This window comes from Roseovarius litorisediminis (assembly GCF_900172295.1).
GTDB lineage: Bacteria > Pseudomonadota > Alphaproteobacteria > Rhodobacterales > Rhodobacteraceae > Roseovarius > Roseovarius litorisediminis.
In genome coordinates this window covers 39,535-62,912 of record NZ_FWFL01000005.1, presented here as the reverse complement: position 1 = coordinate 62,912, position 23,378 = coordinate 39,535, and the positions used below count along the sequence as shown (strand labels likewise).

The window sequence follows — 23,378 nt, the reverse complement described above, 5'->3', positions numbered from 1 at the left end:
TCACGGACATGCGCCCGGCGCTTACCGGGTTTTTGCGCACGGGGCAAGACGCGGCGACGGCAGTATTCATATGTATGCTTTGCCTCAACCCCTTGTCACAGGTGAAACATTACGCCAATCACGGGCTTATGACCGATTTTCGCACCTTTGCCCAAGCCGCCGAATATGCAATGCGCGATGTTTTTGAAATGACGCCATTGCAGCGCAATGAACACCTGTCCGACCGTTATCATGCCAACATCCTGCTGAAACGCGAGGATCTGACGCCGGTACGCTCCTACAAACTGCGCGGGGCGTTCAACGCTATGCGTAAAGTACTGGAAAATAAACCAAAAACAACGCAGTTTGTTTGCGCCAGCGCCGGTAACCACGCGCAGGGCGTGGCGTTCATGTGCCGATATTTTGGGGTCAAAGGCGTGATTTTCATGCCCGTAACAACGCCCCAGCAGAAGATAGGTAAAACGGAAATTTTCGGTGGTGATGCCGTGTCGATCCGCCTGACGGGTGATTATTTCGACGACACACTTCGGGCCGCGCAGGCTTATTGCGCCGAAATAAAGGGGCATTTTTTGTCACCTTTTGACGATGAAGATGTGATTGAAGGTCAAGCCTCGGTAGCGGTCGAAATTGAGGCGCAACTGGGCGGACTGCCCGATCACATTATTATGCCGGTGGGCGGCGGTGGTTTGTCAGCCGGTGTGCGATCATATGTCGGCGACGAATGTCGAATAACACTGGTCGAACCATCCGGCGGCGCCTGTCTTGGAGCGGCACTAGCGGCGGGCAGGCCTACCCGATTGAAACATATAAATAATTTTGCGGACGGCGCTGCCGTGGCCCAGATTGGGGAAAAGACATTTGCACGTCTTTCTGACTTGGACCCTGAACGCGCGATCGTCGTTGATGAGGACCGACTGTGCACAACCATTCTGGAAATGCTGAACGTCGAAGGTATCGTTTTAGAGCCTGCTGGCGCACTTGCGGTTGATGCACTCAAAGATTTAGGTGACGCGATCCGGGGTCAAACCGTGGTTTGTGTAACTTCTGGTGGGAATTTCGATTTTGAGCGTTTGCCTGAAGTAAAAGAGCGCTCGCAGCGGTTTTCAGGAGTGAAAAAATACTTCATTTTACGTATGCCGCAGCGCCCGGGTGCATTGAAGGATTTTTTGAATATGCTGGGCCCCGATGATGATATCGCCCGGTTTGAATACCTTAAAAAATCAGCCCGGAATTTTGGTTCTGTGCTGATCGGCATTGAAACAAGCCGTGCAGAAAACTTTGCGCATATCCAAACCAAGCTTGAGGCGGCGGGGTTCGACTATCGGGATATTACCAATGATGAAGTTTTGTCAGAGTTTTTAATTTAGCGCTTTAGGCATGCAATCCATGTCATGTGGCCGTTACGCGATTGAGGGCCTTTAGAAATTGAGCTTTAGAAGCCTCATAACTTGCTAGGACACCTGCAAGGTCAATCTGATTCAACTGGCCATTTGCTGCAGCGGTTTCCCCTTTCTGACAGCGCGTTGAAAAATCTGTAAAACCAAGGTTAAGTGCGCTGCCTTTCAGAAAGTGCAGTTGAGATTCAAGCGTTTCGGCCGATTTTCCGCAGCGCATTTTAGTGATCTCCATTTCGACTTCTTCCAAAAACAATTCAACAACTTCGCCAAAATCTTCGGCGCCAATTTCTTCCCGCAGTTGGGATACCCTGTTCCAGTCGATCATTAGATAACCCTTTTTTCAACGGCACTATCCTGACACTTGAACCCTAATTATTCTTCTAAGAAACCAGAGAGTTGTTGCCAATTTTAATATTCACGCGGTGTTAAGGCCGCCACCCTACTTGTGGGGTGTTACAAGTGATGGTGGTATCGGTGCGACAAAGGGTACATGAAATCAAAAATCCGGGCCGGCACAGTGATGTCGTCCGAAAAGTGCTGGTTGTCGATGACAGCCGTATGCAGCGGCGAATTTTGACGGCGATGCTCAAGCGCTGGGGGTTCGAGGTGCGCGAAGCCGAATCTGGGACCGAAGCGCTTGACATATGCCAAAAGTGGCCACCCGATCTTGTGATGAGCGATTGGATGATGCCTGGCATGAACGGGTTGGAATTTTGCCGTGAATTCAGGCGGATGACGCGCGAAAAATACGGATATTTTATCTTACTGACGTCAAAAAGTGAAAAGGATGAAGTTGCTCACGGGCTTGATGCAGGTGCCGATGACTTTTTGACCAAACCCGTAAATGGGGCTGAGCTTCGGGCGCGTATATCTGCGGGTGATCGTATCCTTCGAATGGAACGGGAACTGACCGAGAAAAACCGGTTGATCAAATCCACACTGGATGAGCTTCAATCCCTTTACGATTCGCTGGACAGTGATCTGATTGAGGCCAAAAAACTTCAGCAATCTCTGGTTCGTGACCGATTTCGTGATTTGGGCCCGGCTGATGTATCGCTACTTTTAAGGTCCAGTGGTCATGTGGGCGGTGATCTGGTGGGCATGTTCCCGGTCGGGGCGAAACATGTTGGCCTTTATGGGTTAGATGTATCGGGCCACGGCATTAGTTCGGCGCTGATGACGGCGCGGCTTGCCGGATATCTGTCGGCTGGTGCCCCGGACCAGAACGTGGCGCTGCGGAAGACCGATAAGGGTCGCTACGTCCTGCGTCCTCCCGCCGAAACGATTGCCACTCTCAACCGTCTTATCCTGAATGAAATGGAAACAGAGCACTACTTTACGCTGTTGTTGGCTGATGTAGATCTGGAAACTGGCAAAGTGATAATGGCACAGGCAGGTCACCCCTATCCAGCGCTTCAGCGCGCAAACGGGGAAGTTGAATTTTTGGGGACAGGCGGCCTTCCGGTAGGCTTGATTGATGGGGCCGAGTATCAACAGTTTGAAATAATTATGCGTGCTGTTGATCGCTTGATGATCCACTCTGACGGTGTGGTTGAATGCTCGGACCCGTCCGGCGTAATGCTGGATGACGCCGGATTGGGGGGCATTCTTAGTGACCTGCGGCAGACACATGGTATGGCATGTCTGGAGTCGTTGGTCTGGAAACTGGCCGACTTTGCCGGGGATGAGGATTTTGCAGACGATGTTTCGGCGGTGCTGCTGGAATTCAAACCCAGCCCATTATCTGGCTGACGAAATACCGATCACCTGGATTGGCCAGTTCCTGACTTGCCATCTCGGGGCTGGCCCATAGGGCCAAGTGCCCGTCTTCGGCCGGTGGGCCTAAAGGACGTATGGGTTGGGCAACATAGATTGTGCAAATCTTTTCGGCCCAAAGGTCATATTCAGGCATAAAAGTGAACCGGCGGAATGCACCCAATCGGCGGGGCTGAGCGATTCGCCAACCGGTTTCCTCGAAAACTTCGCGATGCAGTGCCTGTATTGGCGATTCGCCGGGATCGATACCGCCGCCAGGCAGTTGCAGCTCGGGTTCGGGTTCGGCCTGATGGGTCAGCAAAAGCTGACCTCCAGAAGGTAGAATCGCATAAACTCCGGCCCTTTGCTGATACCGGATGTCGATTTTTGGTGTCTCGCCGAACCGTCTGATCATCACTTGCCCCCTTGGACCGCATATTGCCCTGCCTATATAGTCGCGATATGCCAAGTTACGGCGAACAAGGAAACCCCATGACACTCGGACAGAAAATCGCCTGGGACGACACGGTATTGCCGTTCCAGCTGGACAATGCAGATATTCGCGGGCGTGTTGCCCGATTGGATGGTGTATTGGATGGCATCCTGAAACAGCATGACTACCCAGAAAAAGTTGAAGCGCTGGTGGCAGAAATGGCTCTGCTTACGGCGTTGATTGGCCAGACGGTCAAGCTACGCTGGAAATTGTCTTTGCAGGTGCAATCCAAGGGCGCGGTCCGGATGATTGCCACCGATTATTACGCGCCTACGGTCGAAGGTGAACCTGCACGTATCCGCGCCTACGCCAGTTATGACCCAGACCGGATTACCGAAGGCACACCGTTCGATCAGGTCGGCGAAGGATATTTCGCTGTGCTGATTGACCAAGGCAAGGGAACAGAGCCGTATAAGGGCATCACACCAATCGCTGGTGATGGGTTAAGTGCCTGCGCAGAAGCTTACTTTGCCCAATCCGAGCAGTTGCCAACGCGTTTCAACCTAAGTTTTGGAAAATCAACCGAGGCAGATACAGCCGAGCATTGGCGGGCTGGTGGCGTGATGCTTCAACACATGCCCCAGGCATCACCTTTTGCGCAGGGTGGTGCGACCGGCGAAAATGGTTTGCTGGCGGCCTTGGATATCGTTGATGGTGACGACCAGGAAAACTGGAACCGTGCGAATTTGCTTTTGGACACTGTCGAAACCCTGGAATTGATTGGCCCGTCCTTGGCTCCAACCGACTTGTTAGTACGGCTCTTTCATGATGAAACACCGCGGGTATTTGACATGCAGCCGGTGAGATTTGGATGCACCTGTTCGGAGGAACGGGTGCGAAACAGCCTGTCAATCTATTCGGCCCAGGACCTTGCGACAATGACGACACCCGAAGGGGTCGTCACTGCAGATTGTCAATTTTGTGGTGCAAATTACACACTCGACCCCAAGACTTTGGGTTTCGAGGCGGGCCAACCGTCTGGTGACGATGCCTGATCCCATTGCACCTGTAATGGCGGCTATCAATGGGCCGGGTGTGGCGTCTACTGACTATGACCTGAATCCCGAAGTGGTTTTGCCAGCGGGGCGTAAATTGCGGCCCGCTGGCGTTTTGGTGCCGATACTGTGTGCGGACCACAGTGCTCGTTTGATTTTGACAAAGCGATCATCCGCATTGAAACACCACCCCGGCCAGATTGCCTTTCCGGGCGGCAAGCAAGACCCGGGCGATAAGGATATCATCGCTACGGCCCTGCGCGAAGCCAGCGAAGAGATTGGCCTGGACCCGGCGAATGTCAATGTACTGGGTCTTTTGCCTTCGCATGAAACAGTGACAGGCTTTGATGTGACGCCGGTAGTCGCCCTGGTGAAACAAAGATTTATTCCCATTCCGGAACCAGGTGAAGTGGATGAGGTATTCGAAGTACCTTTGAATCATGTAATGAATCCGGCACTGTTCCAGATTCAAGCCCGTCGCTGGCGCGGTGCATCACGCCGGTACTACACAGTGCCTTTTGGCCCCTATTACATCTGGGGTGCCACCGCGCGTATCCTGCGGGCCATGGCAGATGCAGCGAATCAAATATGAAAGTCACAGGCGACTGGATTGAAGTAGAAGCAACCCAGCAGGTTTGCCGCGTGTTTAAAAGGGCGGGATATCAGGCGCTTTTTGTGGGTGGATGCGTGCGTAACGCGCTGATGGATAAGCCGGTGCGCGATATTGACATTGCAACAGACGCGAAACCCGAAACGGTTATGAAACTGATGGAGGCCGCCGGCTTGAAGGCGATACCAACTGGCATCGATCACGGTACCATAACGGTTGTCGCAGACCATATCCCGCATGAGGTGACAACCTTTCGAGAGGATGTCGAAACTTTCGGCCGTCATGCGGTTGTCGCCTATTCCACTGAAATTTGCCAGGATGCGCGACGTCGGGATTTTACAATGAACGCACTTTACGCCCAACCTGACGGCACAGTTATTGATCCGTTAGGGGGGGTTGATGACCTGCGTGCCCGGCGCGTCCGGTTTATCGAGGATCCCGGCCAACGCATTCGCGAGGATTATTTGCGCATTCTGCGGTTCTTTCGGTTTCACGCCTGGTATGGCGATCCGGATCAAGGGCTTGATAGTGAAGGCCTGGCTGCTGTGGCTGCACATCTGGATGGCATGCAGGGATTGTCTCGAGAGCGGGTCGGGGGTGAGGTGATCAAGTTGTTGGCGTCACCCGATCCCGCGCCCTCGGTTGCAGCCATGCGGGCGACTGGCGTGCTACATTGCATTCTGCCCACAGCAGACGATAGGGCACTCGGACCACTGATTCATTTCGAAAATCTGGCCGGAGTTGCACCTGACAGTATCCGCCGATTGGCTGTTCTTGGCGGTCAGGAGGTTCCCGATCGGCTGCGCCTCAGCAAGGATCAGGCGCGCCGCTTGTTGCAAATAACAGCGGGTGTTGAAAATATGATGTCAGCGGCAGAACTAGGCTATCGCTGTGGCGTTGATCTGGGTCGTGATATCCTTTTGGCCCGCGCTGCGTTACTGGAACAGTCGGTTCCATTGGGCATGCAGTCTGACCTTGAAAAAGGTTCTGCGATGCAATTTCCAATCACTGCGCAGGACCTGATGCCGGATTATTCCGGGCCGTCCCTTGGGGCCCGGCTGAAAGAGCTGGAGCAGCGCTGGATTAATTCCGGGTTTGAGCTAACCCGCGATCACCTTCTGTGAGCGCCCTTTAACGTAGGTTCCGGGCAGGTTAATCAACTGGGCATGAATCGGTATACAATCACCCGACTGGGCCATAAGGGCGATGGCATCGCTGATGGCCCGATCTTTGCCCCACTCACCCTGCCGGGAGAGGTGGTTACAGGAGTGCCCGAAGGTCAGCGTTTGCGCGATGTCAAAATTGAAACTCCCTCGCCTGATCGTGTTGCACCACCTTGCCGCCATTTCAAAGCTTGTGGCGGCTGTCAGCTTCAACACGCCACTGATGATTTTCTGGCTGAATGGAAAGTCGACGTGGTTCGTGCGGCATTAGCAGCCTATGGGATCGAAGCCGATTTTCTACCAATCGCTGTTTCGCCGCCATTGTCGCGTCGCCGTGCCACCCTGGCAGCGCGCCGTACAAAAAAAGGCGCGATGGCAGGATTTCACGCAAAAGAATCAGATGTGATTGTTGAAATTCCTGATTGTCAGCTTTTGCATCCGGATCTGCTGGCTGCCCTTCCCGTGGCCGAGGCGCTTGCACTGACCGGAGCCAGCCGCAAACAAAACCTGTCTGTTTCAGCGACGCTCTCGCTGAGTGGGCTGGATATTCACGTACTGGGTGGAAAGCCATTGGATGGCCCCCTGAGAATTGAATTGGCGGCGTTGGTTGAAAAGCATCAGTTGGCGCGTTTGTGCTGGCAGGATGAGGTGATTGCCACCCGCTGTCAGCCGGAACAGGCCTTTGGCCGTGCTAAACTTGTCCCTCCGCCAGGGGCGTTTTTGCAGGCCACGCCGCAAGGCGAAGCGGCCCTGCTGGCCGATGTAACGCAATTTCTTTCCAGTGCGGGACGGATTGTTGACTTATTTGCCGGCTGCGGAACATTTGCGCTACCGCTGGCAATACATAGTGCCGTTCATGCAGTTGAGGGCAGTCACGCGATGATGCAGGCCCTTTATGCAGGGTGGCGAAAGGCAGAGGGGCTGAAGGAAGTCAGCTGTGAGGCGCGCGATTTGTTTCGACAGCCACTTTTACCTGATGAGCTGCAGCAGTTTGACGCTGCCGTGATTGATCCGCCCCGCGCTGGGGCAGCGGCACAGATTTCCGAGATGGTAAAGGCCAAGATTCCCCGGATTTCTTATGTTTCCTGCAACCCGGCCAGTTTTGCGCGTGATGCAAAAACATTGATTTCCGGGGGGTACGGGATGGATCAAATTCGGGTGGTCGATCAGTTTCGTTGGTCGACACATATCGAGACGGTCGCGGGGTTTGCGATCAATTCCACTTGAATATTGGAAAAAAGACTGTCCGATTGTCTCGAGACCAGAGTATTAAAGTCCCACTCGAGCAGTATAAAAAACGGCAAGAAAATGCGAATTTTGAAAACTATGGTGCTTGTTGCGCTGGCTTCAGGCTTAACAGGTTGCACTAAGTCTAAATTCAAGACCTACAACGGCCCCGAAGTAACTCGTGTGATCGTCGACAAAAGCGAGCGCGAAATGTTTCTTCTGCATCATGAAAAAGTGCTGAAATCCTATAACGTTGATCTGGGATTTGCACCAAACGGTCACAAAGAATTTGAAGGCGACGGCAAGACCCCTGAAGGGAGCTATCTTATTGACCGGCGCAACCCGAACAGTGATTTCCATTTGTCGATTGGTATTTCTTATCCCAATGAAAGAGATATCGCCAAGGCGCGGGCCGTCGGCCGAGACCCGGGCGGAGATATTTTTATACATGGCCGCCCCAACAAACGCAGCGGTATCGGCCCTGACTGGACGGCCGGGTGTATCTCGGTCAAGAATAGGGAGATGGAAGATATTTATGCGATGGTTAAGGACGGAACGCTGGTTACAATCACTCCGTGATGCTTTGGCGCGTTAATCGCCCATCACCAGTGTCCACCAGATTTTACCATTGTCTTCCTGCAGCCAGGCGAAACCCATTTTGCGGGCATCCGGTGCCAGAATAACTTGACGCGTGCCCGGCTCTTCCATCCAGGCCGCCAATGTTTCCAGCTCGGTTTCGTAGGTTTCCGAAATATTTTCACCTACAAGGTTTCCAGAATAGCCGACACGTCGCACACGGTCGATTGGGGATGAGCCATCAGAGCCGAAATGCCACGGCCGGTTCTGGACCGACATATCGCGTGAATGAGTCGCCGCAGCGGCATTCAGGGCTGCATCCAGATCAACAGTTCCGTGACCCGCCGCCTGTCGAAGAGAATTAACAGAATCCAACATACTGAACTGAACTCTGGATGTGTCACCGGCGCGGATACGGTATAATTTAGGGAGTGGCTTTCCATCTGAACCAATTTGTGGTTCCGGGGCCGTACAGGCCGACAACGTCAAGATCGTAGTCAGAATCAGGATAAGAATACGCGCCATATTTAAGCCACCCGAATTTGTTGTTCCCCGAGCTTTATCTTGGGTCGCGTTGTGTTTCAAACCCAGTTCCGCGTATCTTTGCGGAATAACGCTTGTTTGATTTGCGATTGCGTCTTTCGGGACATATGTGTTCGCCTATACTGTGCATAAACTCGGGAGAGAAAGAATGGCCAATAAATTCGTGAACGGGTTGAACAGGCGCGCCTTTCTGGCCGGTACAGCGGCCGCCATTGGCGCACCTGCTTTGGCGCAGGATGTTGATGGTGCCGGAAGCGTTGAAATTGAAAGCGACGTCACAGAAACCGTCCGGCGCAATATTTCCAGCTTTCGGTCGCTGGATTGGCGACCCTATTTTTCGAATCTGAACAACGGTGCGATTCTGGTTGATATCACCTCACGGGCGCTGCATTTCTGGTCAGCGGATGGGCAAACCTATAAGCTGTATCCATCAAGCGTACCTGTTTCCGAAGAGCTTACCCGCCGTGGCCGGACACAGGTTGTTCGCAAAGTAGTAGGGCCCAGCTGGCGGCCGACTCCGTCGATGCTGGAAAGAAATCCCGAATGGCCAGAGTTTATCGGACCTGGCCCGGACAATCCTCTTGGGACCCATGCGATGTACCTGAGCTGGACCTATTACAGAATCCACGGAACGCATGATACACGCAAAATCGGGCGCCGGTCGTCCAATGGGTGTATCGGCCTTTATAACCAACACATCGCTGAGCTTTTTGGACTTGCCAAGGTTGGCACGCAAGTGTTGCTTATTTGACGAAAATTGGGCGAATTGTGTGGTTTAAGCGCTAACTTGTATTTGCAATCGGCGAAAATTGCTGTTTAGAAAAACACCACGAGGTTAAGTCTTGGGTGCCTGTCGTTGCGTGATAGCCGCGGCAGGCCAATATCTGGAGGTTACTATGAAAAAACTCGTTCTCGCCGCTGCCCTGACAGCTGCTGCATCGACCGCATTTGCAGGCAGCTATGCCGAGCCGGTCATCGAAGCACCTGTTGTGGTTGAAGAAACTGCTGCCAGCTCGTCTGCTGCCGGCGTTTGGGTGCCGCTGGTCCTGTTGGCCATCGTCGCTGCAGTTGTTGCTGCTGACTAATTCGGCAACATATCTAAAGGAAAAGGCAGGGGAAACCACTGCCTTTTTTTGTTTTTGGATTAACTCTTAGTCTACCCAGCCTCTAAGGTTGCTTTCAACAATCGAGGTCAAAGCTTGAATATGCGCCTGCTGGTCATTCAGGCAGGGAATATAGCTGAATTGCTTTCCCCCCGCCTCTTCAAAGCTTTCGCGAATTTCTTCGTTGATTTCTTCCAATGTTTCGATGCAATCGGCAGAAAAAGCGGGTGCAATGACAGCAATTTTCTTTTTACCTTCATCTTTGGCCAATCTTGCGACTTCTTCAACAGTGTAAGGTTTTAACCATTCTTCAGGCCCGAAAACGGATTGAAAGGTCGTTGTGATCTGGGTGTCGTCCCAACCTAGACGTTCTTTCAACAACCGCGTCGTTTTCTGGCACTGACAGTGGTAAGGATCACCCTGCATCAGATAGCGTTTGGGCATGCCATGGTAAGACACAATCAACACGTCAGGCTGGTCTTCGATGGTTGCGTAGGCCGTTTCAACCGACTTCGCAAGCGCATCAATGTAAAGCGGGTGTTCGAAATAAGGTTCGACCACGCGGGCAACCGGCTGTCGGGTTTCTTCCATAAGCGCGCGAAAAAACTGGTCATTCGCAGTGGCCGACGTGGCGCCCGCATAATGTGGGTAAAGTGGGAAGAAAAGGATGCGGGTGCATCCCGCTTGGGTCATTTCCCGCACCTTGGACTTTGTTGATGGGTTGCCATAGCGCATGCAGAAATCGACCATTACCTGGTCGCCATATCTCTCCTGCATCGCCTGAGCCAACTTAGTGGTTTGATCGCGAGTAATTGTCATCAAGGGGCTTTCGCCCTTTTCCTCGTTCCAGATTGATTTATACGCCTCGCCGCTTGTGAAGGGCCGTTTGGTGAGGATGATCAGCTGTAGCAGGGGCTGCCATTTCCAGGGCGAATAGTCGATCACACGACGGTCTGACAAAAACTCGTTCAGGTACCGGCGCATGGACCAATAATCGTAATTGTCCGGGGTTCCCAAATTGGCAAGCAGAATCCCGGTTTTTGCCTTTGGAATTGCCGGATGGTCGGCGGGCGCATGACTGGGGCGTTCTGAGGTTTCGCGCGCTTCTGACATGTTTGGGGTCAATCCTTGCTGTCATGTTTCACCGGTGGACATAACGGTTAAGGCCGCAAGGTCAATCTTTCAGACGGTTTTCATCAGTTTCAAGCGCATCTGCCAGTCGCGAGGTGGCAGATCCCGGGCGCAACGGTTGTGGTTGACTGGGGTCCGGCGACCAGCCCGTCAGAAAAATCATCTCGAATGTAGATGCAATGCGGCCGTCGGCCCCACCGAATTCGTTAGTGTAAATTTGGTTGGCTTTGGCAAGAAGCGTTTTCCGCATCATGTGCCGGGATCGCCCTGTCATCGCGTTGGTTTCACCCATGGCGCGCAAATCTTTCATAAGGTGTAGTGGTGATGCATAACTGACCTCTAAAGGCAGGCTGTCGGCAACAGGCAGGGCAAACCCGGCCCGTTGAAGCAGGGCCCCCAAATCACGAATTTCGCCCATCGGGACAACGCGTGGCGATAAGCCACCCGACAAATCGGACTCGGCCTGTGCCAGAGAAACGCGCAGTTCCTTAAGGGTTTCACCGCCAAGTAGCACAGCTAGCAAGAGCCCATCAGGCCGCAGCGCACGGCGGGCCTGAATCAACTGACCAACAGGGTCGTTGGCCCAATGCAGGCACATCGCGTGTATCACCAGATCATGTGCGCCTTCGGCAAGATCAAGCACTTCGGTGTCGGCTACGCATTTGGCGTTGGGCAGCACGGTTTGCCAGAAGTCCGGAAAACCGCTTACCACCGCTGGAGCAATAAACGATTTGTTAACCATCTCTAGCCGATCTTTGATTTCATCAGCGGCAGTGCCATGCAGGAACAGCGCTGGCGCTGCTGACGCACGCTGGCGATTGCGGATCAGGGCCGCGCGATCAATGAGGGGCTTTGTCATAGCGGGGACAATAGGGTGAGCTTGGAGGTATTTCAAACAGCGTTGCGTCTGATTTATCCGCCCAGATGTACAATTTGTGGGGTTCAGGTGGAAAGTGACTTTGGCCTTTGCGGGACGTGCTGGCGGGATACACCTTTTATTTCGGGTTCGTGTTGTGATGCCTGTGGCATTCCGCTTCCTGGAGAAATGGTGGATGAGGCCGAATATTGCGATGATTGTATGTCCATTTCCCGGCCTTGGAGCAGGGGGCGTGCTGCAGTTTTATACAAAGATAATGGCCGCAAGCTTGTTCTGGCCCTAAAGCACGGTGACCGGCACGACGTGGTGCGCCCCGCAGCCTTGTGGATGGCGCATGCTGCAAAACCTATTCTAACCGCCAATATGATCATTGCGCCCGTGCCTTTGCATTGGTCGCGTATGTTACGGCGCCGTTTCAATCAAGCGGCTTTGCTGGCGCAGGCCGTGGCTGATCAAACCGGTCTTTCCTGCTGTCCTGATCTTCTGATCAGGCCCAAACGCACAAGATCACTCGATGGTTTAGGTCGCGATGCAAGACACCAAACCCTGAGCGATGCGATTCGGGTGCACGGGAAAAGAAAGGCTGCTCTTATTGGCCAGGCCGTGCTGATCATCGACGATGTCATGACCTCAGGCGCTACGCTTTCCTCGGCGGCACAGGCCTGTTTTTCGGCTGGTGCCGCGGATGTTTGTATTCTGGCACTAGCGCGTGTGGCTAAGGATACTTAAGTTCCCGCGGAAAACGGTTGATGGGAACTGCAAATGAAAACGATTGAAATTTACACTTCGCCCATGTGCGGCTTCTGTCATGCCGCAAAGCGCTTGCTGAAGCAAAAAGGTGTGAACTTTGCCGAGATTAACGTCTGGTCAAATCCGTCACGCAAACCGGAAATGATACAGCGCGCCAACGGAGGGCGGACCGTACCACAGATATTCGTTGGCGAAACGCATGTGGGTGGTTGTGATGAGCTTTATGCACTTGAACGTGCGGGTAAGCTGGATTCGCTACTGGGATTGTGATTGCCATGAAGACTGCTCTGATCCAACTAAACAGCAGTGACGATCCGGTAGGAAATCTGCCAGTCACAACAGGGTTGGTAGATAGGGCAGCCAAGGCTGGCGCCAGTTTTATTCTGACACCCGAGGTTACAAATTGTGTGTCACTTGACCGCCGCCAGCAACGCGCGGTCCTGCAAAACGAGGATGACGACCGGACCCTTGCCGCATTGCGTTTTCAGGCGGCTGAACTGAAAATCTGGCTTTTGATCGGGTCGCTTGCTCTGAAATCAGAAGCTCCTGATGGACGTTTTGCCAACCGTTCGTTCCTGATCACGCCCCTAGGCGACATTGCTGCGCGCTATGACAAAATTCATATGTTTGATGTCGAAGTGTCTGAGACCGAATGCTACCGGGAATCTGAAGGCTACCGCGCAGGTGACTGCAGTGTGTTGGCTGAGATGCCGACGGGAGATTTGGGCATGACCATCTGTTATGATATCCGGTTTCCGCATCTTTACCGTTCTTTAGCTCAGGCCGGCGCAAGCGTACTAAGCGTTCCCTCGGCTTTTTCACCTGTTACCGGGAAAGCACATTGGGAAACTTTGCTGCGCGCGCGGGCGATTGAGACAGGCTCGTATGTGCTGGCCCCGGCCCAAACCGGATTGCATTCTGTTACCTCTGGCCGGGCGCGTAAAACCTATGGCCATTCAATGGCAATTGGCCCGTGGGGCGAGGTTTTGGCAGATGCAGGAACTGAGCCGGGAATCATATACGTTGATCTGGACCCTTCCGAAGTGGCAAAAGCACGTCAGCGCATACCGTCGCTTGTCACTGAAATAGGATTTAACGGCCCTTGAATGAACGAAAACACCAGCAATTCATTGGCCGTGGCCCTGTTCAGTGAGATTCTGACGAACGAACAGTTGATTCGGAATAGCCTTAGCCGTGTCTTGCCTAAGGGGATGGAAATCTCGCATTTTTCCGTTCTCAACCATTTGGCGCGGGCCGGGCATGAACGCAGCCCGGCGCAGCTGGCCAAAAGTTTTCACGTTACACGAGGGGCAATGACCAACACCCTGAGCAAGCTGGAATGGGCCGGTTATATACATATACGCCCAGACTGGGACGATGCCCGCCGGAAGAAGATCGCGATTAGTCAGGCCGGTCGTCAGGCGCGTGAAACGGCGCTTGCAGCTATCACGCCGATTTTTACCGACATGGTTGCTGAACTGGGCGAGGACAAGGTGCGCGCTACACTCCCGGTCCTGCGGGAATTGCGCATCAAACTGGAAGAAGGCTGATCGCTATTTAGGTTTAATGCTGGCGGTTACATAATTGACGCTAAGATCGCGGTCGGACAGACGCCAACGCCAGGTCACCGGATTAAAAACAAACCCTTTGCGATCTACCGGGTCCAGACCTGCGCTGCGCAACAGATTTTCAAGTTCATCCGGAGTTATGAATTTATTCCACTCATGCGTACCCTTGGGAAGCCAGCGCATAACGTATTCGGCACCAACGATGGCCATGGCAAAACTTTTCGGATTTCGGTTGATGGTTGAACAAATTTGCAGGCCGCCGGGTTTTAGCAACTGGCGGCAGGCGGTCAGATAAGCCTGCGGTTCGGCGACATGCTCGACCACTTCCATGTTCAAGATCGCATCAAACTGTTCACCTGCTGCCGCTAGGGCCTCTGCCGTGGTATGGCGGTAGTCAATTTTCAGACCTGATTGGTCGGCATGCACCTGGGCCACTGGAATGTTGCCTTCAGCGGCGTCAGCGCCCAAAACATCGGCGCCAAGGCGCGCCATGGGTTCGCTTAGCAAACCTCCCCCACAGCCGATGTCGAGAATACGCAATCCTTTAAAGGGTAAGGGTTGTGTCAGGTCTCGATCGAATTCAGCGGCAATCTGGGATGTGATATAGTCCAAGCGACACGGGTTGAGCATGTGAAGTGGCTTGAACTTGCCGTTCGGATCCCACCATTCAGCGGCCATCGCTTCAAACTTGGCTACTTCGGCAGGGTTGATCGTGCTGTGAGCGGCTTGCATTCTGCTCTCCATATGCTCAATTGGTGTCGCCCCTCTATATAGGACGGTCATGGATAAATTCTCAGGCCAAAAGAGCGCAGTTCAGTATCTATATCCACCGGTCGAACCTTTTCACCGGCAAATGATGGATGTTGGCGACGGTCACAAGATTTATGTTGAGCAATCAGGCAGGCGTGATGGGCACCCTGTTGTGGTACTGCATGGTGGTCCGGGCGGCGGGTGCAGCCCTGCAATGCGACGCTATTTTAACCCCAATATCTACCGGATAATACTATTCGATCAACGTGGCTGTGGCCGATCTACGCCCCATGCCAGCATCGAGGCCAATACGACATGGCATCTGGTTTCAGATATTGAGCGTATTCGCGAGTCTCTGGCAATCGAAGACTGGATGGTTTTTGGCGGCAGTTGGGGTGCCACCTTGGCGCTGATCTATGCCGAGACCCATCCCGAGAGAGTGTCGCACCTTGTGTTGCGTGGCGTATTCATGATGACGCAGGTCGAGTTGAAATGGTTTTATGGGGGCGGTGCTGGCAAATTCTGGCCCGAAACATGGAAACGATTTCAAGAGCTTATTCCAGAGGATGAGCGCAATGACATGATCGGGGCCTATCATAAACGGTTGTTTTCCGGGAATCTGAGTGAAGAAGTGCTTTATGCCAGGGCCTGGTCTGCTTGGGAAAACGCACTGGCCACAGTGCATTCCACAGGCGTGGGGGGTGAAAGCCCGGCCGAGTATGCGCGGGCTTTCGCACGGTTAGAGAATCATTATTTCACGCATGGCGGCTTTCTGGAATACGATGGGCAAATTCTGGATCAGATCGGTAACATTTCGGATATCCCAGGCACAATTGTGCAGGGGCGCTACGATATGATTTGCCCACCCGAGACAGCGTATACTCTGGCGCAAGCCTGGGGAAAGGCTGATTTGCGTATGATCCCTGTAGCGGGGCACGCGCTTTCAGAGCCGGGGATCAGCGCGGAACTTGTAGGCATCATGGACCGGATGGCACGGCAACTTTAGCCATAAGGCAGTAAGAATTCAGCCCGGTTCAGCAAGATAGCGTGTGATATGTTATGCGCCGCAGCGTAATCATCGTGCATTTTCTGAACTGACATTCAGAAAACTCCGTTATTTTGAATGTAGTGATAGGCATCATAGGCGCTTTGATGCGTCATATGTTCAATGTCCTTGCAGACTCGGATTGCAAAGCGTATATGCATCTCAACAGCGGCGCTTACGGGTCCACACCGAAGGCTCCACCGGATAGTTCAACGGGCCGCGCGCCCGTTTTTTTGTGCTTGGAAATATGACCAACGACCTGATTGCAAAAGCAGCGATTGATCGCCGGATGGCCGAGATCATCACCCCCGTTATCGAGGATATGGGGTTTGAGCTGGTGCGCGTGCGTCTGATGAGTGGCAAGACTGAAACACTGCAAATCATGGCCGAGCGGCCCGAAGGCGGGATTGAGGTGGATGATTGCGCTGCGATTTCAAATGCGATCAGTGCCGTACTTGATGTCGAAGATCCTATTCTTGATGCCTACACTCTTGAAGTTTCATCCCCCGGGATAGACCGGCCGTTGACCCGCCTGAAAGATTTTGAGGCGTTTGAAGGTTATGAGGCCAAGCTGGAAACCAGTGAGCTGATAGATGGACGCAGGCGATTCAAGGGCACGTTGGCGGGCGTTGAAGGCACCGAGGTGCTGATCAATGTCGAAGAAGGCACGATTGGGTTGGAATTTGACTGGCTGGTCGACGCCAAACTTGTACTGACCGATGATCTGATCAAAGAAATGCTGCGTCAGCGCAAGGCGGCGGGCACGATCAATGAAGACGAATTTGACGATATAGAGACCGATTCCGGTTCTGAGGAGGACTGAAGACAATGGCAATCACATCCGCCAACCAGCTTGAACTGCTGCAAACCGCCGAGGCCGTGGCCCGCGAAAAGATGATCGACCCCGGTCTGGTTGTCGAAGCGATGGAAGAATCCCTCGCCCGTGCGGCCAAAAGCCGGTACGGCAGCGAGATGGATATCCGTGTCAGTATCGACAGGAAAACCGGCAAGGCGACGTTCACCCGCGTGCGTACCGTGGTCGAGGATGAAGAGCTTGAAAATTACCAGGCCGAATTCACCGTTGAGCAGGCCAAGCAGTACATGGAAGATCCCAAGGTGGGTGACACCTTTGTGGAAGAAGTGCCGCCGGTTGAAATGGGCCGGATCGCAGCGCAATCCGCCAAGCAGGTGATCCTGCAGAAGGTACGCGAAGCAGAGCGGGATCGTCAGTATGAGGAATTCAAGGATCGTGCCGGCACGATCATTAACGGTCAGGTCAAGCGCGAAGAGTACGGCAACGTTATCGTGGATGTGGGTAGGGGCGAGGCAATTTTGCGTCGAAACGAAAAAATCGGCCGCGAATCGTATCGCCCGAATGATCGGATCCGCTGCTATATCAAGGACGTGCGCCGTGAGGCCCGCGGGCCTCAGATTTTCCTGAGCCGTACCGCGCCCGAATTCATGGCAGAGCTTTTCAAGATGGAAGTGCCGGAAATCTATGATGGTATCATCGAAATCAAAGCCGTGGCCCGTGACCCGGGTAGCCGTGCAAAGATCGCAGTGATTTCATATGACAGTTCGATTGATCCGGTAGGTGCTTGCGTGGGTATGCGCGGTAGCAGGGTCCAGGCCGTGGTGAACGAGCTGCAGGGCGAAAAGATCGACATCATCCCGTGGAACGAAGATCAACCGACATTCCTGGTGAATGCGCTGCAGCCTGCTGAGGTTTCCAAGGTGGTTCTGGATGAAGAGGCCGAGCGTATTGAGGTGGTTGTGCCCGAGGATCAGTTGAGCCTGGCCATTGGCCGCCGTGGTCAGAACGTACGTCTGGCCAGTCAGCTGACCGGTCTGGACATCGACATCATGACCGAAGCCGAGGATAGCGAGCGCCGTCAGAAGGAGTTCGAAGAGCGTACTAAGCTTTTCATGGATACCTTGGATCTGGACGAATTCTTTGCTCAGTTGCTGGTATCTGAAGGCTTTACCAACCTTGAAGAGGTCGCCTATGTCGAGCTGGACGAACTACTGGTGATTGACGGGGTGGACGAAGACACTGCCAAGGAATTGCAGGCGCGTGCCCGTGATGTGCTGGAAGCGAAGGCTAAGGCGGCGCTGGATCGTGCCCGCGAATTGGGTGTCGAAGAAAGCCTTATTGAATTCGAAGGCCTGACACCCCAAATGGTACAGGCACTGGCCGAAGACGATGTGAAATCGCTGGAAGATTTCGCCACCTGCGCCGACTGGGAACTGGCTGGCGGCTGGACAACAGTCGACGGGGAGCGGATCAAGGATGACGGCGTTTTGGAACCTTTTGGTGTCTCGCTTGAGGAAGCGCAGAATATGGTCATGACTGCCCGGATCATGCTGGGCTGGGTCGATCCCGCCGATCTTGAGTCTGACGAAGAAGAAACCGTAGGCGACGTACAGGAGGCAGAGGCCTGATTTATCAGGTCTCAGAGACACCTGATGGGGCGCAGCGGGCAACCCAAAGACCAAAGTGAAGGTCCCGAACGCAAGTGCATTGCCACGGGCGAGGTGCAGCCAAAGCATGGGTTGATCCGCTTTGTTATCGGCCCTGAAGGGCAGCTGGCGCCAGACGTTATGGAAAAGCTGCCGGGGCGGGGCATCTGGGTGGCCGCAGATCGTGCGGCGCTGGACAAGGCGGTAGCAAAGGGCCTTTTCGCGCGCGCCTCCAGGCAGCCGGTTAAGGTGCCCGATAACCTGACCGATGTGGTCGAGGCGCAGTTGGCACACCGCGTGGTGAACCTGATCAGCTTGGCGCGCAAGGGTGGCGGCGCCGTGTCGGGGTATGAAAAGGTCAAGGACTGGCTGGCTAAAGATCAGGCCGAGGTCCTTATCCAGGCCAGCGATGGCTCGGAGCGCGGAAAATCAAAGCTGAGCACGCCGTATGGCGGCTCTTTTATAGGTTGGCTGACAGCGGACGAGCTGGGTCAGGCCTTTGGGCGACAAACCACGATACATGCGGCACTGGGTGCTGGAGGTTTGTCGCAACGTGTTGTAGAGGAAGCGGCAAGGCTGAAAGGCCTGCGCGTTTCGGACGGTGGCAAGCCCACCGGAAAGGAAAGTAGAACCAGATGAGCGACAACGACGGAAAGAAAACATTGGGTGTGCGTGGCGGTCCCCGGGCGGGGAACGTGAAGCAGAGCTTCAGCCATGGCCGGACCAAGAACGTCGTGGTGGAAACCAAGCGCAAACGCGTCGTCAAACCGGTGACCGGGGCGAACGCTGCGGCTGGTTCCGCTGGCAAAAGCAAACCATTGGGGGACCCCTCGAAGCGGCCCGCAGGGATTTCAGACGCGGAGATGGAGCGCCGGATGAAGGCGCTGCAAGCGGCAAAGGCACGGGAAACCGAAGATGCAGCCGAACGCGCAGCTGCCGAAAAAGAACGCGAGGCAGAACGTCAGCGACGCCGTGAAGAAGCCGAGGCCAAAGAGCGCGAGCAGCGCGAAGCAGAAGAACGTGCCAAGGCCAAGGCTGATGACGAAGAGCGTCTCAAACGTGAAACCGAAGAGGCCGCCAAGAAGGCTGCAGTGGCTGCGGCCCAACCTGATGATGAGGCGCCTGTACGTGCAGCACCTACCAAAACGGCTCCGGTGCCTCGCAAACAGGAAAAAGAACGCGATCAGGCGCCGCCGCGCCGCAACAAGGGCCGTGGCGGTGACGATGGTCGTCGCGCGGGCAAATTGACCCTGAATCAGGCCCTGTCGGGTGGCGAAGGTGGCCGTCAGAAATCAATGGCGGCGATGAAACGCAAGCAAGAGCGCGCCCGGCAAAAGGCCATGGGTGGCAATGTTGAGCGTGAGAAGATTGTGCGCGACGTACAACTTCCTGAAACTATTGTAGTTTCAGAGTTGGCCAACCGTATGGCTGAACGTGTTGGCGATGTCGTCAAGGCGATGATGAATAACGGAATGATGGTTACACAAAACGAATCGATTGACGCCGATACGGCCGAGTTGATCATCGAGGAATTTGGCCATCGCGTCGTGCGGGTGTCGGATGCCGATGTAGAGGATGTAATCGACCAGATTGACGATTTGCCCGAAGACTTGATTCCACGCCCGCCGGTGATCACCATCATGGGCCATGTTGACCACGGCAAGACTTCGCTGCTGGACGCCATTCGTAATGCCAAGGTAGTAGCGGGTGAGGCTGGCGGGATCACCCAGCATATCGGCGCCTATCAGGTGACGACCGACAACGGTCAGCTATTGACGTTTCTTGACACACCCGGCCACGCGGCCTTTACCAGCATGCGGGCACGTGGTGCGCAAGTCACAGATATCGTGGTTCTGGTTGTTGCCGCAGACGACGCTGTCATGCCTCAGACCATTGAGGCGATCAACCACGCAAAGGCCGCTAAAGTGCCGATGATCGTGGCGATCAACAAGGTCGATCTGCCTGCGGCTGACCCCGACAAGGTGCGTTCGGATCTCCTGCGCCACGAGGTGATTGTCGAGGCGATGTCCGGTGAAGTGCAGGACGTTGAAGTGTCGGCCGCTACCGGTCAGGGCTTGGATGAACTGCTGGAGGCGATTGCGCTTCAGGCTGAGATCCTTGAGCTGAAAGCAAACCCGAATCGGTCGGCCCAAGGGGCGGTGATTGAAGCACAGCTGGATGTAGGGCGTGGGCCTGTGGCCACGGTACTGGTTCAGAAGGGTACGCTGCGCCAGGGTGATATTTTTGTCGTCGGCGAACAATTCGGTAAGGTGCGCGCTTTGATCAACGACCGGGGCGAGCGCGTGTCCGAAGCCGGCCCATCGGTACCAGTTGAGGTTTTGGGGTTGAATGGCACGCCCGAGGCGGGCGACGTTCTGAACGTGGTCGACACCGAGGCACAAGCCCGTGAGATTGCTGACTATCGCGAGAGCGCTGCGAAGGAAAAACGTGCTGCCGCCGGGGCAGGTACCTCGCTTGAGCAGCTTTTGGCGCAAGCCAAGGAAAATGAAAGCATCGCCGAGATGCCGATCGTAGTGAAGACCGATGTGCAGGGCTCGGCAGAAGCGATTGTGCAGGCGATGGAAAAGATTGGCAACGACGAGGTTCGCGTGCGCGTGCTGCATTCGGGTGTTGGTGCCATCACTGAATCCGATATCGGCCTTGCCGAAGCCTCGGGTGCACCTGTCTTTGGCTTTAACGTGCGAGCCAATGCCCCGGCACGCAACAGCGCCAACCAGAAAGGCGTGGAAATCCGCTATTATTCGGTCATCTACGATCTAGTAGACGACGTGAAAGCGGCGGCAAGCGGTCTGTTGGGCGCTGAAATTCGTGAAAACTTTATTGGGTACGCGAAAATCAAGGAAGTGTTCAAGGTGACGGGAGTTGGCAAGGTTGCCGGCTGTCTGGTGACCGAGGGTGTAGCGCGCCGGTCGGCCGGTGTGCGCCTGCTTCGCGACGATGTTGTTATCCACGAAGGTACGCTCAAAACGCTCAAGCGTTTCAAAGACGAAGTAGCCGAGGTGCAATCAGGTCAGGAATGTGGGATGGCGTTCGAAAACTACGATGACATTCGCCCTGGCGATGTAATCGAAATCTTTGAGCGCGAAGAGTTTACCCGCACACTTGAGTAACCTCAGGCATTTTTAATGCGAAAAAGGGCAGCTTTTGCTGCCCTTTTTTTGTCCGCATGAAGCGCGGATTTACGTATATTCGGATTTCAGCCCAAATCGTGCCCGTTTGCCGGATCAAGGAAGTACTGAGGCTTTGGTTTTGAAGGCTGTTAAAAACTAGCAGCTTATGCGGCCTGCTATTATATCCAGTCGCGAAGGATTGGAATGAGCGGAACGTCTGCAGGAGGCATCGGATAAGATTTCAGGTCTTTGCTTCTTACCCATTTAAGCGTTTGCCCTTCTTTACCAGTTGGCACACCCTGCCACTTCCGGCAGACGAAGAGTGGCATTAAAAGATGGAAATCCCCGTAGTTGTGACTGGCAAATGTCAGCGGGGCCAAACAGCTGGTCCATGTGTTGATGCCAAGCTCTTCTTCCAGTTCTCGAATTAATGCAATCTCGGGTGTTTCACCCCGTTCTACCTTACCGCCGGGAAACTCCCAAAGTCCCGCCATTGATTTGCCTTCCGGCCTTTGGCTCAGCAAGATGCGCCCATCAACATCAACAAGCGCTACAGCAGAGACAAGAAGCGTTTTCATGATCGGTAGTCGGCGTTGATATCGATGTAACCATGGGTAAGGTCACAGGTCCAGACAACAGCCGTACCACCGCCAAGCCCGAGATCTACATGAATTTCCAGCTCTTGATTTTTCATGTAGGCAGCGGCTTTTTCTTCACTGTATTCCGGGTTTACCCAGCCTTCCTTGGCGACAAGAATGTCACCAAATCTGATGGAAATAGAGTCACGATCTGCGCGGGCGCCGGATTTGCCGATAGCCATGACAATCCGCCCCCAATTTGGGTCTTCACCCGCGAGGGCCGTTTTTACCAAGGGTGAATTTGCGATGGCCATGGCGTGGGTCTTTGCCTCATCGTCACTTGCAGCGCCTGAAACAGATACTTCTACAAATTTGGTGGCGCCTTCGCCGTCACGCACGACCTGATGTGCAAGGTCAAGCATGACCCGCCGAAGCCCTTCCATGAAACCGATGCTGTTTTCGGTAATTCGGATGCCCGATGCTGCGGTTGCGGCAACCAAAAGCGTGTCAGAGGTAGACGTGTCGCTGTCAACTGTGATGCAGTTGAATGTTGACTGATTAAGCGCTGAGACCATGGATTGTAGCACCGAGCGCTCCACGACGGCGTCGGTGAAAATGTAAACCAGCATCGTCGCCATGTCCGGCGCAATCATGCCCGAGCCTTTGGCAATGCCAGCTATGTGAACCGCTTGGCCATCCATCGTGACCGTGGTTCCAGACCCCTTGGGGAATGTATCGGTGGTCATGATGGCCTGTGCTGCAGCCTCAATTGAATCGGACGACAGGTTTCCAGCCAGTTCCTCGAGTTTGGCGGTGATGCGATCATGCGGAAGAGGCTCGCCAATCACGCCGGTGGACGAAGAGAACACGCGCGTTTCGGGTATCCCCAGAGTTTTGGCGACAGCCGATGTAACGGCATGTGTGGCGTCGGCGCCATTGCGCCCGGTAAAAGCGTTGGCATTACCTGAATTGACGATGATTGCAGCGGGCTCTTCGCTGTCACCGCCAATCTTGGCCTGGCAATCCAGAACCGCAGCAGACCTGGTGGCCGATCGGGTGAAGGCCCCTGCAATGGACGTTCCCGATGCAAGCTGCACCAGCATCACATCTGTGCGGCCCTGGTAGCGCACCCCGGCTTGAGCAGTGGCAAAGCTGACGCCGCCAATGACCGGAAGTTTGGGAAACGATTTTGGGGCAAGGGGGGACAAGGGTATGGGAGCGCCCAT

Annotated in this window: 26 protein-coding genes; 18 read left to right on the top strand and 8 right to left on the bottom strand. The window is 54.3% G+C overall.

Features of this window, described 5'->3' with window-relative positions; translation table 11 throughout:
- The first annotated feature begins 128 nt into the window (after positions 1-128).
- Positions 129-1,367: a threonine ammonia-lyase IlvA gene (gene ilvA / locus PEL8287_RS10705; protein ID WP_085892632.1), complete on the top strand. Its 1,239-nt coding sequence runs from the start codon at positions 129-131 to the stop codon at positions 1,365-1,367.
- Positions 1,368-1,389: 22 nt separating this feature from the next.
- Here the strand turns inward: ilvA and PEL8287_RS10700 are convergent, their stop codons facing one another.
- Complete coding sequence (locus PEL8287_RS10700) at positions 1,390-1,722, bottom strand: Hpt domain-containing protein (RefSeq protein WP_085892400.1); 333 nt, start codon at positions 1,720-1,722, stop codon at positions 1,390-1,392.
- Between the two features lie 137 nt (positions 1,723-1,859).
- Between PEL8287_RS10700 and PEL8287_RS10695 the strand changes: the two genes are divergently transcribed.
- Positions 1,860-3,149: a PP2C family protein-serine/threonine phosphatase gene (locus PEL8287_RS10695; protein WP_085892399.1), complete on the top strand. Its 1,290-nt coding sequence runs from the start codon at positions 1,860-1,862 to the stop codon at positions 3,147-3,149.
- Here the strand turns inward: PEL8287_RS10695 and PEL8287_RS10690 are convergent.
- Complete coding sequence (locus PEL8287_RS10690; protein ID WP_085892398.1) at positions 3,124-3,567, bottom strand: NUDIX hydrolase; 444 nt, start codon at positions 3,565-3,567, stop codon at positions 3,124-3,126. The two genes, PEL8287_RS10695 and PEL8287_RS10690, sit on opposite strands and share 26 nt — an antisense overlap.
- A 77-nt stretch (positions 3,568-3,644) precedes the next feature.
- Between PEL8287_RS10690 and hslO the strand changes: the two genes are divergently transcribed.
- The 5 genes from hslO to PEL8287_RS10665 all read left to right on the top strand — a co-directional run bounded on the left by hslO (position 3,645) and on the right by PEL8287_RS10665 (position 8,219).
- The gene (gene hslO / locus PEL8287_RS10685; RefSeq protein ID WP_085892397.1) at positions 3,645-4,640 is read left to right on the top strand and encodes an Hsp33 family molecular chaperone HslO; all 996 of its coding nucleotides are present in this window, start codon (positions 3,645-3,647) and stop codon (positions 4,638-4,640) included.
- A complete protein-coding gene (locus tag PEL8287_RS10680; protein WP_085892396.1) occupies positions 4,633-5,232 on the top strand; it encodes a CoA pyrophosphatase in 600 nt (199 codons plus the stop codon). The genes hslO and PEL8287_RS10680 overlap by 8 nt, the downstream gene beginning before the upstream one ends.
- Positions 5,229-6,374: a CCA tRNA nucleotidyltransferase gene (locus PEL8287_RS10675; protein WP_085892395.1), complete on the top strand. Its 1,146-nt coding sequence runs from the start codon at positions 5,229-5,231 to the stop codon at positions 6,372-6,374. The genes PEL8287_RS10680 and PEL8287_RS10675 overlap by 4 nt, the downstream gene beginning before the upstream one ends.
- Before the next feature lie 42 nt (positions 6,375-6,416).
- On the top strand, positions 6,417-7,640 hold the full coding sequence (locus tag PEL8287_RS10670) for a class I SAM-dependent RNA methyltransferase (protein WP_085892394.1): 1,224 nt from the start codon (positions 6,417-6,419) through the stop codon (positions 7,638-7,640).
- 81 nt (positions 7,641-7,721) lie between these two features.
- On the top strand, positions 7,722-8,219 hold the full coding sequence (locus PEL8287_RS10665; RefSeq protein WP_085892393.1) for a L,D-transpeptidase family protein: 498 nt from the start codon (positions 7,722-7,724) through the stop codon (positions 8,217-8,219).
- A 12-nt stretch (positions 8,220-8,231) separates the two neighbouring features.
- On the opposite strand, the gene dalA is transcribed toward PEL8287_RS10665, so the two are convergent.
- Positions 8,232-8,741 (bottom strand): divisome-associated lipoprotein DalA, encoded by a 510-nt coding sequence (dalA, locus tag PEL8287_RS10660; RefSeq protein ID WP_085892392.1) that lies wholly within the window; start codon positions 8,739-8,741, stop codon positions 8,232-8,234.
- 166 nt (positions 8,742-8,907) lie between these two features.
- Between dalA and PEL8287_RS10655 the strand changes: the two genes are divergently transcribed.
- Positions 8,908-9,510 (top strand): L,D-transpeptidase, encoded by a 603-nt coding sequence (locus PEL8287_RS10655; protein ID WP_085892391.1) that lies wholly within the window; start codon positions 8,908-8,910, stop codon positions 9,508-9,510.
- A gap of 145 nt (positions 9,511-9,655) precedes the next feature.
- Positions 9,656-9,844, top strand: coding sequence for a hypothetical protein (locus PEL8287_RS10650; RefSeq protein ID WP_085892390.1), 189 nt, complete (start codon positions 9,656-9,658; stop codon positions 9,842-9,844).
- A gap of 66 nt (positions 9,845-9,910) precedes the next feature.
- On the opposite strand, the gene hemH is transcribed toward PEL8287_RS10650, so the two are convergent.
- Positions 9,911-10,975, bottom strand: a complete 1,065-nt coding sequence (gene hemH / locus PEL8287_RS10645; protein WP_085892389.1) for a ferrochelatase — start codon at positions 10,973-10,975, stop codon at positions 9,911-9,913.
- Positions 10,976-11,036: 61 nt separating this feature from the next.
- Positions 11,037-11,852, bottom strand: coding sequence for a methyltransferase domain-containing protein (locus PEL8287_RS10640; protein ID WP_085892388.1), 816 nt, complete (start codon positions 11,850-11,852; stop codon positions 11,037-11,039).
- A 15-nt stretch (positions 11,853-11,867) separates the two neighbouring features.
- On the opposite strand from PEL8287_RS10640, the gene PEL8287_RS10635 reads away from it, so the two are divergent.
- The 4 genes from PEL8287_RS10635 to PEL8287_RS10620 are packed head-to-tail and all read left to right on the top strand — an operon-like array spanning position 11,868 to position 14,170.
- On the top strand, positions 11,868-12,599 hold the full coding sequence (locus tag PEL8287_RS10635; protein WP_370737920.1) for a double zinc ribbon domain-containing protein: 732 nt from the start codon (positions 11,868-11,870) through the stop codon (positions 12,597-12,599).
- 33 nt (positions 12,600-12,632) lie between these two features.
- Positions 12,633-12,890: a glutaredoxin 3 gene (gene grxC, locus PEL8287_RS10630; RefSeq protein ID WP_085892387.1), complete on the top strand. Its 258-nt coding sequence runs from the start codon at positions 12,633-12,635 to the stop codon at positions 12,888-12,890.
- A gap of 5 nt (positions 12,891-12,895) precedes the next feature.
- On the top strand, positions 12,896-13,726 hold the full coding sequence (locus tag PEL8287_RS10625; protein WP_085892630.1) for a carbon-nitrogen hydrolase family protein: 831 nt from the start codon (positions 12,896-12,898) through the stop codon (positions 13,724-13,726).
- Positions 13,727-14,170, top strand: coding sequence for a MarR family winged helix-turn-helix transcriptional regulator (locus PEL8287_RS10620; protein ID WP_085892386.1), 444 nt, complete (start codon positions 13,727-13,729; stop codon positions 14,168-14,170). It begins immediately after the preceding gene.
- Between the two features lie 3 nt (positions 14,171-14,173).
- Here PEL8287_RS10620 and ubiG read toward each other — a convergent pair whose 3' ends face one another.
- Positions 14,174-14,920: a bifunctional 2-polyprenyl-6-hydroxyphenol methylase/3-demethylubiquinol 3-O-methyltransferase UbiG gene (gene ubiG / locus PEL8287_RS10615; RefSeq protein ID WP_085892385.1), complete on the bottom strand. Its 747-nt coding sequence runs from the start codon at positions 14,918-14,920 to the stop codon at positions 14,174-14,176.
- 49 nt (positions 14,921-14,969) lie between these two features.
- Between ubiG and pip the strand changes: the two genes are divergently transcribed.
- From pip to infB, 5 genes are all read left to right on the top strand, one after another.
- The gene (gene pip, locus PEL8287_RS10610; protein ID WP_085892384.1) at positions 14,970-15,944 is read left to right on the top strand and encodes a prolyl aminopeptidase; all 975 of its coding nucleotides are present in this window, start codon (positions 14,970-14,972) and stop codon (positions 15,942-15,944) included.
- Between the two features lie 286 nt (positions 15,945-16,230).
- The gene (gene rimP, locus PEL8287_RS10605; RefSeq protein ID WP_085892383.1) at positions 16,231-16,806 is read left to right on the top strand and encodes a ribosome maturation factor RimP; all 576 of its coding nucleotides are present in this window, start codon (positions 16,231-16,233) and stop codon (positions 16,804-16,806) included.
- A gap of 5 nt (positions 16,807-16,811) precedes the next feature.
- Positions 16,812-18,425 (top strand): transcription termination factor NusA, encoded by a 1,614-nt coding sequence (gene nusA / locus PEL8287_RS10600; RefSeq protein WP_085892382.1) that lies wholly within the window; start codon positions 16,812-16,814, stop codon positions 18,423-18,425.
- A 24-nt stretch (positions 18,426-18,449) separates the two neighbouring features.
- Complete coding sequence (locus tag PEL8287_RS10595) at positions 18,450-19,082, top strand: RNA-binding protein (protein ID WP_085892381.1); 633 nt, start codon at positions 18,450-18,452, stop codon at positions 19,080-19,082.
- Positions 19,079-21,574: a translation initiation factor IF-2 gene (gene infB, locus PEL8287_RS10590; protein ID WP_085892380.1), complete on the top strand. Its 2,496-nt coding sequence runs from the start codon at positions 19,079-19,081 to the stop codon at positions 21,572-21,574. The genes PEL8287_RS10595 and infB overlap by 4 nt, the downstream gene beginning before the upstream one ends.
- Positions 21,575-21,753: 179 nt before the next feature.
- On the opposite strand, the gene mutT is transcribed toward infB, so the two are convergent.
- The gene (gene mutT / locus PEL8287_RS10585) at positions 21,754-22,152 is read right to left on the bottom strand and encodes an 8-oxo-dGTP diphosphatase MutT (RefSeq protein WP_085892379.1); all 399 of its coding nucleotides are present in this window, start codon (positions 22,150-22,152) and stop codon (positions 21,754-21,756) included.
- Positions 22,149-23,378: a bifunctional glutamate N-acetyltransferase/amino-acid acetyltransferase ArgJ gene (argJ, locus tag PEL8287_RS10580; RefSeq protein WP_085892378.1), complete on the bottom strand. Its 1,230-nt coding sequence runs from the start codon at positions 23,376-23,378 to the stop codon at positions 22,149-22,151. The genes mutT and argJ overlap by 4 nt, the downstream gene beginning before the upstream one ends.

What these genes read in the sequence shown, in the direction of transcription:
- PEL8287_RS10700 (WP_085892400.1), bottom strand. Translation starts at nt 1,722, where the DNA reads ATGATCGACTGGAACAGGGTATCCCAACTGCGGGAAGAAATTGGCGCC.
- pip (WP_085892384.1), top strand. Translation starts at nt 14,970, where the DNA reads ATGGATAAATTCTCAGGCCAAAAGAGCGCAGTTCAGTATCTATATCCA.
- nusA (WP_085892382.1), top strand. Translation starts at nt 16,812, where the DNA reads ATGGCAATCACATCCGCCAACCAGCTTGAACTGCTGCAAACCGCCGAG.
- rimP (WP_085892383.1), top strand. Translation starts at nt 16,231, where the DNA reads ATGACCAACGACCTGATTGCAAAAGCAGCGATTGATCGCCGGATGGCC.
- mutT (WP_085892379.1), bottom strand. Translation starts at nt 22,152, where the DNA reads ATGAAAACGCTTCTTGTCTCTGCTGTAGCGCTTGTTGATGTTGATGGG.
- PEL8287_RS10650 (WP_085892390.1), top strand. Translation starts at nt 9,656, where the DNA reads ATGAAAAAACTCGTTCTCGCCGCTGCCCTGACAGCTGCTGCATCGACC.
- PEL8287_RS10675 (WP_085892395.1), top strand. Translation starts at nt 5,229, where the DNA reads ATGAAAGTCACAGGCGACTGGATTGAAGTAGAAGCAACCCAGCAGGTT.
- dalA (WP_085892392.1), bottom strand. Translation starts at nt 8,741, where the DNA reads ATGGCGCGTATTCTTATCCTGATTCTGACTACGATCTTGACGTTGTCG.
- infB (WP_085892380.1), top strand. Translation starts at nt 19,079, where the DNA reads ATGAGCGACAACGACGGAAAGAAAACATTGGGTGTGCGTGGCGGTCCC.
- PEL8287_RS10680 (WP_085892396.1), top strand. Translation starts at nt 4,633, where the DNA reads ATGCCTGATCCCATTGCACCTGTAATGGCGGCTATCAATGGGCCGGGT.
- PEL8287_RS10625 (WP_085892630.1), top strand. Translation starts at nt 12,896, where the DNA reads ATGAAGACTGCTCTGATCCAACTAAACAGCAGTGACGATCCGGTAGGA.
- ubiG (WP_085892385.1), bottom strand. Translation starts at nt 14,920, where the DNA reads ATGCAAGCCGCTCACAGCACGATCAACCCTGCCGAAGTAGCCAAGTTT.
- PEL8287_RS10620 (WP_085892386.1), top strand. Translation starts at nt 13,727, where the DNA reads ATGAACGAAAACACCAGCAATTCATTGGCCGTGGCCCTGTTCAGTGAG.
- hemH (WP_085892389.1), bottom strand. Translation starts at nt 10,975, where the DNA reads ATGTCAGAAGCGCGCGAAACCTCAGAACGCCCCAGTCATGCGCCCGCC.
- PEL8287_RS10670 (WP_085892394.1), top strand. Translation starts at nt 6,417, where the DNA reads ATGAATCGGTATACAATCACCCGACTGGGCCATAAGGGCGATGGCATC.
- ilvA (WP_085892632.1), top strand. Translation starts at nt 129, where the DNA reads ATGACCGATTTTCGCACCTTTGCCCAAGCCGCCGAATATGCAATGCGC.
- PEL8287_RS10655 (WP_085892391.1), top strand. Translation starts at nt 8,908, where the DNA reads ATGGCCAATAAATTCGTGAACGGGTTGAACAGGCGCGCCTTTCTGGCC.
- PEL8287_RS10695 (WP_085892399.1), top strand. Translation starts at nt 1,860, where the DNA reads ATGGTGGTATCGGTGCGACAAAGGGTACATGAAATCAAAAATCCGGGC.
- grxC (WP_085892387.1), top strand. Translation starts at nt 12,633, where the DNA reads ATGAAAACGATTGAAATTTACACTTCGCCCATGTGCGGCTTCTGTCAT.
- hslO (WP_085892397.1), top strand. Translation starts at nt 3,645, where the DNA reads ATGACACTCGGACAGAAAATCGCCTGGGACGACACGGTATTGCCGTTC.
- PEL8287_RS10690 (WP_085892398.1), bottom strand. Translation starts at nt 3,567, where the DNA reads ATGATCAGACGGTTCGGCGAGACACCAAAAATCGACATCCGGTATCAG.
- PEL8287_RS10595 (WP_085892381.1), top strand. Translation starts at nt 18,450, where the DNA reads ATGGGGCGCAGCGGGCAACCCAAAGACCAAAGTGAAGGTCCCGAACGC.
- PEL8287_RS10640 (WP_085892388.1), bottom strand. Translation starts at nt 11,852, where the DNA reads ATGACAAAGCCCCTCATTGATCGCGCGGCCCTGATCCGCAATCGCCAG.
- argJ (WP_085892378.1), bottom strand. Translation starts at nt 23,378, where the DNA reads ATGGGCGCTCCCATACCCTTGTCCCCCCTTGCCCCAAAATCGTTTCCC.
- PEL8287_RS10665 (WP_085892393.1), top strand. Translation starts at nt 7,722, where the DNA reads ATGCGAATTTTGAAAACTATGGTGCTTGTTGCGCTGGCTTCAGGCTTA.